Annotated in this window: 14 protein-coding genes; 5 read left to right on the plus strand and 9 right to left on the minus strand. The window is 65.9% G+C overall.

Annotated features, from left to right (window positions below):
- Positions 1-19: 19 nt before the first annotated feature.
- The gene (locus tag ACSYG9_RS18285) at positions 20-1,507 is read left to right on the plus strand and encodes a sodium:solute symporter family protein (protein ID WP_454839415.1); all 1,488 of its coding nucleotides are present in this window, start codon (positions 20-22) and stop codon (positions 1,505-1,507) included.
- 68 nt (positions 1,508-1,575) lie between these two features.
- Here ACSYG9_RS18285 and dmpG read toward each other — a convergent pair whose 3' ends face one another.
- From dmpG to ACSYG9_RS18300, 3 genes are read right to left on the minus strand one after another with little or no spacing between them, the layout of a single operon-like run.
- Positions 1,576-2,604, minus strand: a complete 1,029-nt coding sequence (gene dmpG, locus ACSYG9_RS18290) for a 4-hydroxy-2-oxovalerate aldolase (RefSeq protein WP_440123872.1) — start codon at positions 2,602-2,604, stop codon at positions 1,576-1,578.
- On the minus strand, positions 2,604-3,545 hold the full coding sequence (locus ACSYG9_RS18295) for an acetaldehyde dehydrogenase (acetylating) (RefSeq protein ID WP_169687505.1): 942 nt from the start codon (positions 3,543-3,545) through the stop codon (positions 2,604-2,606). The genes dmpG and ACSYG9_RS18295 overlap by 1 nt, the downstream gene beginning before the upstream one ends.
- Complete coding sequence (locus tag ACSYG9_RS18300) at positions 3,542-4,366, minus strand: fumarylacetoacetate hydrolase family protein (RefSeq protein ID WP_440123873.1); 825 nt, start codon at positions 4,364-4,366, stop codon at positions 3,542-3,544. The genes ACSYG9_RS18295 and ACSYG9_RS18300 overlap by 4 nt, the downstream gene beginning before the upstream one ends.
- On the opposite strand from ACSYG9_RS18300, the gene ACSYG9_RS18305 reads away from it, so the two are divergent.
- From ACSYG9_RS18305 to ACSYG9_RS18315, 3 genes are all read left to right on the plus strand, one after another.
- Positions 4,365-5,192, plus strand: a complete 828-nt coding sequence (locus tag ACSYG9_RS18305) for an IclR family transcriptional regulator domain-containing protein (protein ID WP_440123874.1) — start codon at positions 4,365-4,367, stop codon at positions 5,190-5,192. The two genes, ACSYG9_RS18300 and ACSYG9_RS18305, sit on opposite strands and share 2 nt — an antisense overlap.
- An 86-nt stretch (positions 5,193-5,278) precedes the next feature.
- Positions 5,279-5,638, plus strand: a complete 360-nt coding sequence (locus tag ACSYG9_RS18310) for a helix-turn-helix transcriptional regulator (RefSeq protein WP_440123875.1) — start codon at positions 5,279-5,281, stop codon at positions 5,636-5,638.
- Positions 5,638-6,996, plus strand: coding sequence for a permease prefix domain 1-containing protein (locus tag ACSYG9_RS18315; RefSeq protein ID WP_454839416.1), 1,359 nt, complete (start codon positions 5,638-5,640; stop codon positions 6,994-6,996). The genes ACSYG9_RS18310 and ACSYG9_RS18315 overlap by 1 nt, the downstream gene beginning before the upstream one ends.
- 29 nt (positions 6,997-7,025) lie before the next feature.
- Here the strand turns inward: ACSYG9_RS18315 and ACSYG9_RS18320 are convergent, their stop codons facing one another.
- From ACSYG9_RS18320 to ACSYG9_RS18345, 6 genes are all read right to left on the minus strand, one after another.
- A complete protein-coding gene (locus tag ACSYG9_RS18320; protein ID WP_440123877.1) occupies positions 7,026-7,940 on the minus strand; it encodes a hypothetical protein in 915 nt (304 codons plus the stop codon).
- A gap of 91 nt (positions 7,941-8,031) precedes the next feature.
- Positions 8,032-8,802 (minus strand): 8-oxoguanine DNA glycosylase OGG fold protein, encoded by a 771-nt coding sequence (locus ACSYG9_RS18325; protein WP_454839417.1) that lies wholly within the window; start codon positions 8,800-8,802, stop codon positions 8,032-8,034.
- Between the two features lie 171 nt (positions 8,803-8,973).
- On the minus strand, positions 8,974-9,921 hold the full coding sequence (locus ACSYG9_RS18330; RefSeq protein ID WP_454842994.1) for an exodeoxyribonuclease III: 948 nt from the start codon (positions 9,919-9,921) through the stop codon (positions 8,974-8,976).
- 2 nt (positions 9,922-9,923) lie between these two features.
- Positions 9,924-12,146: a glycoside hydrolase family 3 C-terminal domain-containing protein gene (locus ACSYG9_RS18335; protein ID WP_454839418.1), complete on the minus strand. Its 2,223-nt coding sequence runs from the start codon at positions 12,144-12,146 to the stop codon at positions 9,924-9,926.
- A gap of 49 nt (positions 12,147-12,195) precedes the next feature.
- A complete protein-coding gene (locus ACSYG9_RS18340) occupies positions 12,196-12,579 on the minus strand; it encodes a RidA family protein (RefSeq protein ID WP_440123880.1) in 384 nt (127 codons plus the stop codon).
- Complete coding sequence (locus ACSYG9_RS18345; protein ID WP_440123881.1) at positions 12,576-13,145, minus strand: DinB family protein; 570 nt, start codon at positions 13,143-13,145, stop codon at positions 12,576-12,578. Before ACSYG9_RS18345 ends, ACSYG9_RS18340 begins: the two co-directional genes overlap by 4 nt.
- A gap of 62 nt (positions 13,146-13,207) precedes the next feature.
- Here ACSYG9_RS18345 and ACSYG9_RS18350 point away from each other — a divergent pair, with 62 nt between their 5' ends.
- Entirely contained in the window at positions 13,208-14,176 is a 969-nt protein-coding gene (locus tag ACSYG9_RS18350) for a WYL domain-containing protein (RefSeq protein ID WP_440123882.1), read from the plus strand.

Here is a 14,176-nt window from a genome sequence, read left to right on the forward strand (position 1 = left end):
CCCTCTCGATGGAGCTGTCATGATCATCACCGGTGTTGCCGTGTGCCTCGTAGTTCTGCTCGGGGCCGGATTCTATTCCACTCGTAAAGTTCGCGGAGATACCGGGAACTTCCTCCTGGCCGGCCGCTCACTCGGCGCGCCCGTCATCGCGGTCCTGCTGATGTCGCAGGTCATCGACTCCAACGCAACCCTCGGCAGTGCAGACCTGTCCGCCGCATTCGGATTCTGGGCCGGTGCCGCGATGCCCCTTGGTATTGCAGTGAGCGTGCTCCTCGTGGGCCTGTTCTTCGCGAAGAAGCTACGCGCCACCGGGGTGGTGACCCTTCCCGAATACTTCGGTCAGCGGTTCGGGCGCAGCACCGAGATCACCGCGTCGGTCCTGACGGTCGTGAGCTTCGGGATCCTGCTCGCGGGCAACCTGGTCGCGCTGGGCTACCTGCTCGAATACTTCCTGGGCCTGAACTACACGATCGCAGTGCTGGTGATCATCCCATTCGTGCTCGCCTACACCATGGCAGGCGGAATGTTCGCCAGCGTCTACACCGGCATGGTGCAGTTCGGCGTCATGGTCGTGGGAATCATCTCGCTCCTGGTATGGGTCGTGGCCGGACCCGGGTTCTCCAGCCCCGAGGGGCTCGGTATCGGAAATCTGGGTCAGCTCACCGATCCCGGGCAGGGCGCGGCGATCAACTGGGCGACGATCGTCGCGCTCGGCCTCGGCAACCTCGTCGCGATCGATCTGATGCAGCGCGTGTTCTCCGCCAAGTCGCCGCATGCCGCACAGCGCGCCTGCTTCTCCGCAGCGACAGGAATCCTGCTGCTGTGCGTGCCGCTGTCGTTCGTCGCACTCGCCGCGGTCTCCATCGTGGGGGACAGTGCAGCCGATGCCCCGATCCTGTACGTGCTACTCGGCGAGTACACGCCGAAGTGGCTGTCGATCCTCGTCCTGTCGGGTCTGGTCACCGCTTCGCTGACCACGATCAGCGGAATCCTGCTGTCCACCGCAACTGTGCTGGTGCGCAACATTTTCCGGGTAGGTGGCGAGCACGCTGCACTGTCGTCGGACGTCATGAAGGCGACTCGCTGGGCGATGCTCCCGATGGCGGCGCTCGGGGCGATCGTGGCACTGCGAGTCCCGCAGACCGGCATTCTGCTCACTCTCACGTTCGACCTGCTGCTCGCGTCGCTGGTGGTGCCGTTCATCCTCGGCCTGTTCTGGGCGCGCGGTGACGGAGTGGCCGTCGCTGCGGCTGCGATCGTCGGTATCGGGGTGCGCGTCGGTTTCTTCGTCCTCACGCCCAGCATTTACGGCGTCGACAACACCTTGCTGTACATCCCCAACGACCTGGTGTCCGTGGACGTCGACGGGTGGACGACGTTTCTCGCAGCGATCATGTCACTCGTGGTGTACGTCAGTGTTGCGATGGTGCGCCGACCGATGCCACAACCGGCTCCGGACGCCACCGTTCCTGTGACCGACTCGGTGAAGGTCCCGCTGTCGGTCTAGGCCGCAGACGACTCGTGCGCGGTTCCGGTAGTAAGGATCACCGGAACCGCGCACGGATGCCTGGAGTGTCAGGCGCTGGCGGCCTCGCGCTCGGCGACGAGGTTGAGCGCGATGTCGACGATCATGTCTTCCTGACCACCGACCAGCTTGCGCTTGCCTGCCTCGAGGAGCAGGGTGCGCACATCGATGTCGTAGCGTGCCGACGCCGCCTCCGCATGACGCAGGAAGCTCGAGTACACACCGGCGTAGCCGAGGGTGAGGGTTTCACGGTCGACGCGCACCGGGCGGTCCTGCAGCGGGCGGACGATGTCGTCGGCTGCGTCCTGCAGCTTGAACACATCGCAGCCGTGCTTCCACTCGTACAGGTCTGCGACCGCGATGAACGCCTCGATCGGGCAGTTGCCCGCACCGGCGCCGTGCCCGGCGAGCGAGGCGTCCACGCGGTAGACGCCCTCCTCCACGGCGATGACACTGTTCGCCACCGACAGTGACAGATTCTCGTGTGCGTGGATACCGATCTCGGTGCCGTCGTTCAGGATCTCGCGGTAGGCGCGGACGCGGTCGCGCACACCACCGAGGGTGAGGCGTCCGCCGGAATCGGTGACGTAGACGCAGTGGGCGCCATACGATTCCATCATCTTGGCCTGCTTGGCGAGCTCCTCGGCCGGGGCCATATGGCTCATCATCAGGAAGCCCGAGACATCCATGCCGATTTCGCGGGCGGTCGCGATGTGCTGCGCGGAGACGTCGGCTTCGGTGCAGTGCGTCGCGATGCGCACCGAGCGCACACCGAGATCCCAGGCGCGCTGCAGATCGTGGACGGTACCGACACCGGGCAGCAGCAGTGTGGTCAGGCGGGCGTTCTGCAGCACCTCGGCTGCGGCCTCGATCCACTCCCAGTCGGTGTTCGAGCCGGGGCCGTAGTTCACGGAACCGCCGGCGAGGCCGTCGCCGTGGGCGACCTCGATAGCGTCGACGCCCGCGTCCTCCAGTGCGGAAACGATGCGCTTGACGTCGGCGGGGGTGATCCGGTGACGCACCGCGTGCATGCCGTCGCGGAGGGTGACGTCCTGAACGAAGACGGTGGTGTTGCTCATCAGGCGTTGTCCTTCTTCTGTGCGATCCGCTCAGCGATCTGGAGTCCGGCGGAGGTCATGATGTCGAGGTTGCCTGCGTAGGCGGGCAGGTAATGGGCAGCGCCCTCCACCTCGAGGAAGATCGAGACCTGGTGGGTCGGGCGGTTGCCGTCGACGAGCAGTGTTTCGACCGGCTGATCCTCGGGGATCTCGGTGATCTGCACCTGCTGCTTGAGGCGGTAGCCCGGCACATACGCCGCGACGTCGCCGACCATCTTCTCGATCGACTGACGGATCTCGTCGTGGGTGGCCGGATCCGGCGCATCCACGAGGCAGAACACCGTGTCGCGCATGATCAGGGGCGGCTCGGCCGGGTTCAGGATGATGATGGCCTTGCCGCGACGAGCGCCACCGACCGTCTCGATCGCCGACGACGTGGTCTCGGTGAACTCGTCGATGTTCGCGCGAGTGCCGGGACCGGCCGACTTCGACGCGATCGATGCCACGATCTCGGCGTACGCGACGGGCACGACGCGGGACACGGCGGCAACCATCGGGATGGTGGCCTGGCCGCCGCACGTCACCATGTTCACGTTCTGCGCATCGAGGTGCTCGTCGCCGTTGACGGCGGGAACCACGAACGGTCCGATTGCGGCGGGGGTGAGATCGATCAGTCGCTTGCCCAGCGGAGCGAGACGCTCGTTGTTCGCGACGTGCGCCTTCGCGGAGGTCGCGTCGAACACGATCTCGATCTCGTCGAAGTTCGGCAGGTTCACGAGGCCTTCGACGCCTTCTGCGGTGGTGGGCACCTTCAGGCGCGCTGCCCGGGCGAGGCCGTCCGACTCGGGGTCGATACCGACCATGGCACCCATCTCGAGAACCTCGGAGGTGCGCAGAACCTTGATCATGAGATCGGTGCCGATATTGCCCGATCCGATGATCGCAACCTTGGTCTTGCTCATGCTTGCTTTCCTTCCACGAAACGGGCTGTCACGGTGCCCAGGCCGGACACGGTGACGGAGACGGTGCTGCCTGCGGAGACGGACGCCATCGGGCCGAGAGCGCCCGAGAGGATGACCTGGCCGGCCTTCAGCGGCTGGCCGAGTTCGCGGGCGGTCTGTGCGAGCCAGACGACGGCTTGGATCGGGTCGCCGAGGCAGGCGGCGCCGTTGCCGGTGGAGACCACGGTGCCGTCGATTTCCATCGACATGGTGACCTCGACGGGTTCGACCTCGTCGAGGGTGCGGCGCTCGGTGCCGAGGACGTACACGCCGGAGGAGGCGTTGTCGGCGACGGTGTCGCCGAACTTGATGTCCCAGTTGGCGATCCGGCTGTCGCAAATTTCGAGAGCGGCGACAGCGTACTCGATGGCGTCGCGCACCTGGGCGGTGTCGAGCGGGCCGTCGATCAGGTCGGCGCCGAGCACGAACCCGACCTCCCCCTCGACCTTCGGCTGGATGAGCAGGTCCATCGGGATGTCGGCACCGTTGTCGAACGCCATGCTGTCGAACAGGACCCCGAGGTCGGGCTGGCCGACGCCGAGCTGTTCCTGCACGGCCTTGGACGTCAGGCCGATCTTGCGGCCCACGACGACGGCGCCGGCCTGCGTGCGGCCGTCGTTGAAGCGCTGCTGTACCGCGTAGGCCGCGACGAGATCGCTCTCGCCGATCAGGTCGCGGATCGGGGCGGTCGGGGCGCCGCTCGCGGCAGCGGACACGAGGCGGTCTGCTGCGGCGGCGATATCCGCGTCGCTGACCGCGGTGGTGTTCGTGGGGTTGCTCATGACCTCTACTGTCCTGCGTCGAGGCCTCGGGCAACAATGGTTCGTCTCACTGAGCGATACGCTGTTTCTCGTGACGCCGAATCTGGACACCGTGCTCGGCAAGGCGGTGACGATCCTTCGTGCCTTCCGCCCCGACGACAATGTGCTCGCGCTGGCCGAGATCGTCCGGCGCACTCACCTCCACAAGGCGACCGTGCACCGCCTCGCCGGGGAACTGGTCGCGAACCGATTGCTCGATCGGGTCGACGGCGGATATCGCCTCAGCGGGGGATTGTTCGAACTGGGGATGCGGGCCTCCGTCGAGCGCAGCCTGCTCGAGATGGCGATGCCGTTCCTGCAGGATCTCTACGAACGCACTCACGAAACTGTGCATCTGGGGGTGCGCGACGGACTCGACGTCGTCTACGTGGTGAAGCTGGGCGGCCACCGCCAGGCGAAGTCGCCGTCACGGACCGGTGGTCGAAATCCGTGGTACTGCACCGCAATCGGCAAAGCGCTGCTGGCGCACGCGGACGCCGAACTCGTCCACGAGGCACTGGCGATGCCCAAGGTCCGGCGCACACCGCACACGATCGTCGCCCCAGGCATTCTGCGCATGCAACTCGAACGGGTCGTCGAAACCGGTGTCGCATTCGAGCGGGAGGAATCGGCGCTGGGCATCACGTGTGTGGCGGCGCCGGTGTTCGGGATCGACGACGAAGTCGTTGCGGCGATCAGTGTCACCGGCCCGACCGGCCGATTCACTCCGGAGGCTCACGTCGCCGCTGTGCGCGCAGCGGCCGAAGGGCTCCGTAGCACCGTCGGACGTCGCGAACGCTTGCGCTGAACCGAGCCTGCATACCTTGCGGAGCTATGTACCTAGATCTGCTAGGGTCATGTGCGACGCCTAGAAGTGCTAGGTATAGGAGGGTCATGTTCATCGACAAGGACCTCGTGGCCGCATCGGCCACGCCCTTGGTTCTCGGGATTCTCGCCGAGGGCGAGTCGTACGGCTACGCGATCATCAAACGTGTCAACGAACTGTCGGACGGTCGCATGCAATGGACCGACGGAATGCTGTATCCGCTGCTGCATCGGCTCGAGCGCGCCGGCTGCGTCTCGGCGTCCTGGTCCACTGGCGAGAACGGGCGTCGACGGAAGCATTACACGATCACCGACACAGGCAGGAAGATGCTCGCCGAGCGCGCCGCCCAGTGGTCGGTCGTCGCCGATGCCCTGCACCGTGTGTGGGAATCCGCCGTGCTGCCACCGGCTGCCCAGGGGTGGGCGTGATGGACATCGACGCACAGCTCGAATCTCAGATCGCGCAGTGGCGAGGGTATGTCTCGGGGCATCGGGTGATCTCACCGGCCGATATCGACGAACTGGAAGAGCACCTGCGCGAACAGGTTTCGGATCTGTCCACCGCGGGACTCACGTCGAGTGAAGCATTCCTCGTCGCGGTGGGGCGGATGGGCAGCGTCGACGACATCTCCCGCGAATTCGCGCGAGAACACTCCGACCGACTGTGGAAGCAACTCGTCCTGGTCTCCGCCGATCCCCTCGGTGGTGTCAGGCGCAGGCCCCGTGAACTCGGTGCGGTTCTCGCTCTCGCCGTTGCCGCAGGGCTGGTCGTCAAGGCGGGCGCCGAATGGCTACCCGAACAGGTCCTCGTGCGCAGCCTGAGCATTCTGGTGCTGCCGTTCCTCGTTGCGTACTTCGCGTGGAAGCGAAGCATGACCCTTCCGGGCATCGCGGCCCTCGCAGTTCCGTTCGTGGCAGCTGCCCTCGTGCTCAATGTCTACCCCTTCGGCGATGGGGGAGACACCGAGATCATCGCGGCGATCCACGTCCCGATCGTGTTGTGGCTCGTGGTCGGTGCTGCATACGTCGGTGGTGATTGGCGCTCGGACCGCCGACGCATGGACTTCGTACGCTTCACCGGCGAATGGATCGTCTACATGGTGCTGCTCGCGCTCGGTGGGGGAGCGCTCATGGGTCTCACGGCGGGAACGTTCGCGGCGCTGAACGTCGACATCGAATGGTTCTTCGAAGCATGGGTCCTCCCGTTCGCGCCGGTGGGAGCGATGGTGGTGGCAGCGTGGCTCGTCGAGGCGAAGCAAGCGGTGATCGAGAACATCGCGCCCGTGCTCACCCGGGTCTTCACGCCGCTGACGATCCTCATGCTGCTCGCGTTGTTCGCAGCATTCGTCGTCGCGTTCGTCTCGTCTCGGAGCGTTCTCGACGTCGACCGGGACCTGCTCATCCTCATGGACCTGATCCTGGTTCTCGTTCTGGGACTACTGCTGTATGCCATCTCCGCTCGCGATCCCCACGCGGCGCCCGATGTGTTCGACGTGGCTCAGATGGTCCTCGTGGTGGCAGCGCTGGCCGTCAACGTCCTGATGCTCGTCGCCATGCTCACGCGCATCGTGGAGTTCGGTTTCACGGCGAACAAGATCACTGCGCTCGGGTTGAATCTGGTCCTGCTGGTCAACCTGTGTGGCGCCGCGTGGCTCGGTATCCGGTTCGTCCGTGGGCGGTGCGGATTCGGCCCCGTCGAACGATGGCAGATGCAATATCTGCCCGTATACGGAGCCTGGGCCGCGCTGGTGGTCGTCGCGGTTCCACCGATGTTCGACTTCGCATGACCCGGAGCGCATAGGCCGGGACGGTCGCACTACAACGCTCGATCGAGTGCCCGCATCCGGACCCGGGCCACGGCACGTTCGAACCGTCGCGCAACCACCTCGAAGGTCTCCAGCTCCTCCGCATCCCAGCGGACAACCTCGAGACCCAGGTCGCGCAGCCCGTCCTCCCAGAGCCTTTCCTCGATGAGGTCTTGTGGCTCGGTGAACTTCTCGTTGCCGTCGAACTCTCCGACAACCCCCAGGTCTTCCCAGTAGAAATCGACGCGAACACGTCGTCCGTCGAAAGTGACGAGTTCGCGTCGGAGGTCGGGGGCGGGCAGGCCGTACTCGTGTATCCGGATCCTCGACAGCGACTCGCCGATGCTCTCGCTACGGCCGTCCAGGAACTGCAATACCGACGACGCCGACACCAGCCCGTAGCGACAGCGCGATGCCTCGAGCACGCGGGGTATCTGCGTTGCTGCGCTCGGGTCGAAACGTAATGCCGCATCTCCGACGACGATGGCCTGGTCGCGGGGGAGAGTACGGGCGAGGTCGACGACGGTGCGCGCCACCGACGTCACCGGAACCCCGAGAACGTGTGTGATCTCGCCGTCGTCCCAGTTCGTGGTGTGTGCGTGCAAGCCCGACGTCACCCGCCCGCTGCGGTGGGGAGGGCGCGAGACGTGGACGCGACGTAGCGGAACGTCCCAGACGTCGATGCCGTGGAGTGCCGCGGCCGAGATATGGCTGATGGCCTCGCCGGTGACCAGGCCGGAAGCGACATGGCGTGCATGCACGCGGTGGCGTCCCACCGGCCCGATCGCATCGAAGTCCTTGCGCCACAGATACAGTCCGTGAGCGATGGTGACAAGCTCGCCCGACCGCAACGCCTTACCGATATGGTGTTCGGACATACCCGACGCGGCGAGTGTTTTCCTGGTGAGTCCCCGTGGTTCGTACATGAGCGGATACTCCCGCTCGACGAGCCGTGTGTGGCGGTGAAAGTCGCGATACTGCCGAATCTGTGGATGAAATGCGCCCCTGTGGACAACCTCAGAACAGGCGCGGGGTCGCGTGTGAGCCGTCACGCACCTCGGTCATACGGGCATCCCAGCGTTCGACGAGCCACATCTCCACCAGCTCCGGCCTGGTCTGGATCTTCTCGGCCCACCCGCGCAGGAGTCCCACGTAGCGGAGGTACCGGCGCAACGTGAAATCGGCGACCGACGGATCCTCCAGCCAGCCCTCGTGCACGAGAGTCGAGACACCGTGCTGATCGAGCAGCTGCGCGGGACCGGTGTCGGTGTGGACGCCGACGGCCCACAGATACGTCGCGAACAACGGAACTCCCACGCCGGGAGTATCGGGCCATCCCAACCAGGTGAGTCGGGCATTGTCGGGCAGTTTCTTCGTCTTCGCGCAGTAGTCGAGGACGCCCTTGATCTTGGCGAGCGGGTCGCGTCCGGACGGGGCATGGGCGTCGAAGACGTTCGGGAGTCGGCGCGCCGAGCGCCGGCGCGGGTGCGCGCTGCGCCAGGCCGCGCACAGGAACAACAGCCCCAGACCGTCGTGATCGCTCTGGACGAGCTCACTGCCCAGACGCAGATCGTTGCGGGGGACGACGGCCTTGCCGCTGGTGACGACGCGCCCGTCGAGATTGCGTCCACGCAGCCGAATGTCGTGTCCGGCGTCCCTGAGATGGTCGTTCCACCACTTCAGATCGACAGTCACGCCGTCGTCGAGTACCTGCAGGTCGTACATGCGAAGGCGGCACCAGTCGGCACAGGCTGTCGGGGGCTCGAACCCTTCGTCGTACGCATGCATACAGATGAGCCTGCCATGAGAATGTCGTTGTCCTCGGTGATGACACGCGAGGCGTGATCGACCCGATGCCACTCGGTCAGAGCGCCCGCGTCGAGCAGGTTCCAGAGGCCCGCAACGCAAAGGTGAGGCTCGCAACGCCAATGGTGAACCACCAGCGGTGCGAGCGTCACCTCAGCGTTGCGTCCCCGGGGTGTTGTCCAAGGCCGCAAGGTCGTAGTCGACGACGACGGGCGCGTGGTCGCTGATCCGGCGATCGGGAGCCGGATCGCGATCGGTCGCCGCCGACACCGCCGAACGCGCCAGCGCGGGAGTGGCGAGGTGGTAATCGATACGCCATCCCACATCGTTCGCAAACGACCGGCCGAGCCACGACCACCACGAATACGGGCCGTCGACGTCCGGATGATGCCTGCGCACCACGTCGACGAGGGTGCGCGGCGAGAGGATCGAATCGAACCACTCGCGTTCCTCTGGGAGAAAGCCCTCGGCCTGATTGCTGCGCCGCCAGTTCCGGACGTCGTACCGGGTGTGCGCGATGTTGAGGTCGCCCATCAACAGCAACTCGCGACCCGCGGCGAGGGCTGTGCGCCGTGATCTGGTGAGCTGACGGGCGAAGGCGTCGAGGAAGCGCATCTTGCGGTCGTAGCGTGCACCACCGTCCGGTGCCTCCCGCATCCGTCCGGGTTTCTGCAGGTGGGCGGGCAGGCCACCTTTCGGCAGATACAGCGACGCCACCGTGATCGGCGCGTCCGCGAGGTCGACTTCGACATACCGTCCTTCGACAGCGAATTCGCGCAGGCCCCGGGCAAGGGGTGTGGGTTCGGCGGCCACCGTCTCGATGTGGTCGTCGCCCGGATGGCGCAACAGCGCCGTGCCGCTCCACGTGCGCACCGCGGTGGGCTCCTTGCGGGTCAGGACGGCGACGCCGTTGCGTCCCGGCAGCGTCCCCTCTTCGTAGGTGACGTGGTGATCACCGAACACGCCGTCCGGAATCGCCGATGCGGGGGCACGAACCTCCTGCAACGCGACCACGTCGGGTTCCCGTTCGCGGAGCCAATCCTCGAATCCGCGGCGCTGGGCCGCACGAATTCCGTTGATGTTGAATGTTGCGATGCGCATGGTCATTTCGACCGTCCGTTCACGGCATCCAGCTGCTGCTGGATCTCCTCGACGCCGATCCCGAAGTTCCCGAAGCTCAGCACTCTCCCGAGCGGCATCGACGCCGCCATCTCGAGGACCGCCGGGTCGAGGGCAGGAGCCTGGCCGTCGGATGCGGCAAAGATCTTCGAAAGAACTTCTGCTGCCTCAGGGTTGGAGAGAATCTCGCCTATCGACGACTCCAGGGTCAACGGGACGGAAACGTCGTCGCCGTCGACGCCGACGGTGCACGTGGCTCGGATGTCGCGACTCGAAGCACCGACGTCGACGCGGTAGGTGCCACCTTCGACCACCCACTGATCGACGCGGGTATCCCAGTACGCGAGGTCTGTGCGGCGAACTGCTACCTCGACCTTTCGTGATTCTCCGGCATCGAGGCGCACCTTCGCGAATCCCTTCAACTCACGGGGCGCGCGGGCTACGGCGGAGTCGGGCAACCCGATGTACACCTGTACCACGTCGGAACCCGGCCGTTCACCGGTGTTGGTGACGGTCACCGCCACGGCCAGGTCGTCACCGACGGTCACAGATGCGCCTGAGTACTCGAATGTCGTATACGACAGGCCGTGTCCGAAGGGAAACGACACGTCGGTTTCTCTGGCATCGAAACCGCGGTATCCGACGAACAGGCCTTCGCCGTAGCGGACATGTCCGTGCTCGCCCGGAAAATCGGTGTACGACGGTGTGTCCTCCAGGCGCACAGGGATGCTCTCTGCGAGCCGGCCCGCAGGATCGGCCAGTCCGTACAGCACGTCGGCGACCGCACCTCCACCTGCTTGCCCGAGGAGCCAGCCCTCGATCAGCGCAGGCACACGATCGGCGAAACCGGACACACGCACGACCCCGCCGTTCGACAGCACGACCACGGTGGCCGGATTCGCCGCGACCACCGCGTCGAGCAACTCCAACTGAGAGCCGGGCAGTTCCATATCCGCACGATCGAAGCCTTCGGACTCGAGCGCAGCGGGTACCCCGAGGAAGACCACCGCGACCTCGGCGGACCGTGCCGCGCCGACGGCCGCGGCACACAGCTCCTCGGTGATGGTGCCGTCTTCGAGGTAGCCCGGAGCGAATGCGACATCCCCCGCGGCCAAGGTCCGGATCTCGTCGAGGGCGTTGTCGAGACGCGTCGGGTTGATCCGTGACGACCCGGCACCCTGATACCGCGGGGTGCGGGCCAGCTCACCGATCACGGCAACCCTCGCCTCGCTGGCAAGCGGCAGGACCTCGTCGTTCTTCAACAGCACCACGCACTCCGCGGCGACCCGGCGGGCAAGCGCGTGGTGTTCATCGGCATCGAATACGGCGTCGGGGTCGATCGCCGCCTTGCCGACGAGATCGGTCACCCGCCCCGCGGCGATATCGACCACGGACTCGTCGAGTTTTCCCGCCCGCACCGCGTCGACGATTTCCTGATCGGTCCGTCCACCCGTGGACGGCATCTCCAGGTCGAGGCCTGCCTCCAGCGCTGCGACGCGGTCGGACACAGCACCCCAGTCGCTGACGACCACTCCGTCGTACCCCCACTCGCTTCTCAGGACGTCGGTGAGCAGCCAACGATTCTGCGACGCGTACACGCCGTTGATCCGGTTGTACGAGCACATCAGCGTCCACGGCCGAGCGTCCTCGACCACTCGCTGGAACCCGCGCAGGTAGATCTCCCGTAGCGGACGCGGGTCGATGTCCGCGGAGACCCGCATCCGGTCGGTTTCCTGGTTGTTGGCGGCGAAATGCTTCAGGGACGCGCCGACGCCCTGTGACTGGACCCCGCGGACGAGCGCAGCCCCGAGGACACCCGACACCAACGGATCCTCGGAGAGATACTCGAAATTGCGTCCACACAGCGGCGACCGCTTGATGTTGATTCCGGGGCCGAGCAGCACACTCACCTGCGACGCACGGGCCTCGACACCGAGCGCGGCACCGACCCGTTCGAGCAGTTCGGGGTCGAACGAGCATCCCATCGCAACGGCAGGCGGAAAGCAGGTGGCGGGCACCGAGTCGGCGAGACCGAGGTGATCGCCACCCTCGACCTGTTTGCGGATACCGTGGGGGCCATCGGTCAGCATTATCGATGGAATACCCACCCGCGAAACGGGTTTCGTGAACCAGAAGTTCAACCCGCTGGTCAGGCCTGCTTTCTCCTCGAGCGTCAACTCGGACAGTGTGCGGGCGAGATCTGTCATGCTGCTCCTCCGAAATCGGCGTCGGCAGCAGACTATCGCTCCGAGCGGTCTACTCGGGGACTACCGCGATCGCGTCGATCTCGACCAGCGCACCCGGCCGGGCGTGCCCGGCGGTGGTCACGACGGTGATGGCCGTGCGGCGATCGCCCCAGACCGACCGCGACGCCGCGTACCCGACCTGTGCATCGACCCCGTCGACCATGTAGATGTTGAGTTTGACGACGAGATCCGGGCTCGACCCGGCAGCCGCCAGCACAGCGAAAACGTTCTTCATGGCCCGCACGGTTTGCGCTTCGATGCCCTCGAGCATGGCGCCGGAGCTGTCGGTGCCGAGCTGACCGCCGACGTAGACCATCTTGCCTGCGGGCGCGATCACCCCCTGGGCGAATGCGGGACTGTAGGCGAGCTCGTCGGGATCGATGAGGGTGATCATGATTCTCCCCGGGTGTGTGCGTACAGGTCACGCAGAAGCGAGACCTCGGACAGGTGGTGGATCAGTTCACGGTGTATGTGCAGCACGAGGTCGGCCATTGCAAGCTCGGGGTAGGGCTCTTTGTCGCCGACCGCAGTGATCAGCTCTGTGTGGCTCAGGCCCCGGACACCCTCGACCCACACGTCGAGCTGGGTTTCGAGCTGGTCGAGCGCTTCTCGTGCGGTGCCCGCATACTCCCAGGATTCGTACGACGCCGGAGACGCGCCGAAGTGCGCTGCGTTGCGCGCGGCCAGTACGCCGACGATCACGTGCCCGAGCCGCCACGCGATCGTCGTGAACGGCGCGGGCTCCGGCTGTGGGAAAGCGAATTCGATGGTGAAATCGCCTGTGCCGGCCTGCATGGGGGCGGTCGACGTACCGCGTGGCCGTACACTCCACGGGTTCGGCACGGGTGAGAAGAAGTACTCGTCGTCGGTCATGCCTTGGAGTCGGCTCCGGATCTGATTGTTCCAGTGCCATTCCCACTGCTCCAGCAGCGAGTGGTTCAAGTCGAATTCTGTGGACATGGACCTACTGTGGCACCACAAGAGGACAGGATCTGTCCGCTGTGTGCGGCATGCTGAAACTTGTGGACGACACGACGGAACGAGTCCTGACCCTGCTCGGCCTCCTGCAGCAGCGGCAGGTCTGGTCAGGCCCCGAACTCGCCGAGCGGCTCGGCGTCACACCCCGCACCGTCCGGCGCGACGTCGAGCGGCTGCGCAACCTCGGATATCCGGTGCGTGCCGGTAGGGGCCTCGGTGGCGGCTACCAACTCGGATCCGGCCAGGATCTGCCGCCGTTGCTGTTCGACGACGAAGAAGCCATCGTCACCGCGGTCGCTCTGCTCGCCGGCGCGGGAGGCGCGCTCGCGAGCGGCGGCGACGCGGCGCTCCGGGCCCTGACCAAGCTCGACCAGGTGCTTCCCGCGCGGTTACGACACGAGGTGCGCGCCTTGTCGGGTTCGGTGGAGTCATTCGGTGGAGGCCGCGACCCCGTCGACTCCGAGGTGCTCATGATGCTCGCGCGCGCATGCCGGGATGAGGTGGAGATCGGATTCGAGTATCGCTCGGCTTCGCGACGGATCGAGCCCTACCGCCTCGTCGCCTCGGATCGCCGCTGGTACCTGCTGGCGTACGACCTCGCGCGCGACGACTGGCGCAGTTTCCGCGTCGACCGGATGTCTGCGGTGACGGCACGGACGTGGCGATTCCGTCCGCGACCGGCACCCGATGCTGCAGCGTACGTGCAAGAGGGAGTCGCGAGCAGGGCATATCGGAAGCAGGCGCGCTTTCTCATCCGTGCACCCGCCGATGTCGTACGCAGGCAGATCTCGTCGTCGGCTGCGATGGTGAAGCCCCGCGACCATCATTCATGCGAAGTGGTCAGTGGGGCAGATGATCTCGACATCGTCCTGTGGTACGTGCTCATGCTGGGGCACGAGTTCGACGTCCTCGAGCCTCCGGAACTCGCAGCCCGCTGCGTCGAGCTGGGAGAAAGGCTCATCGGTGTGGGAGCCTCAGGCGCAGGCCCGGACGGAAGGCTCTCGGAGCGGTGA

Source organism: Rhodococcus sp. SJ-2 (assembly GCF_053750035.1).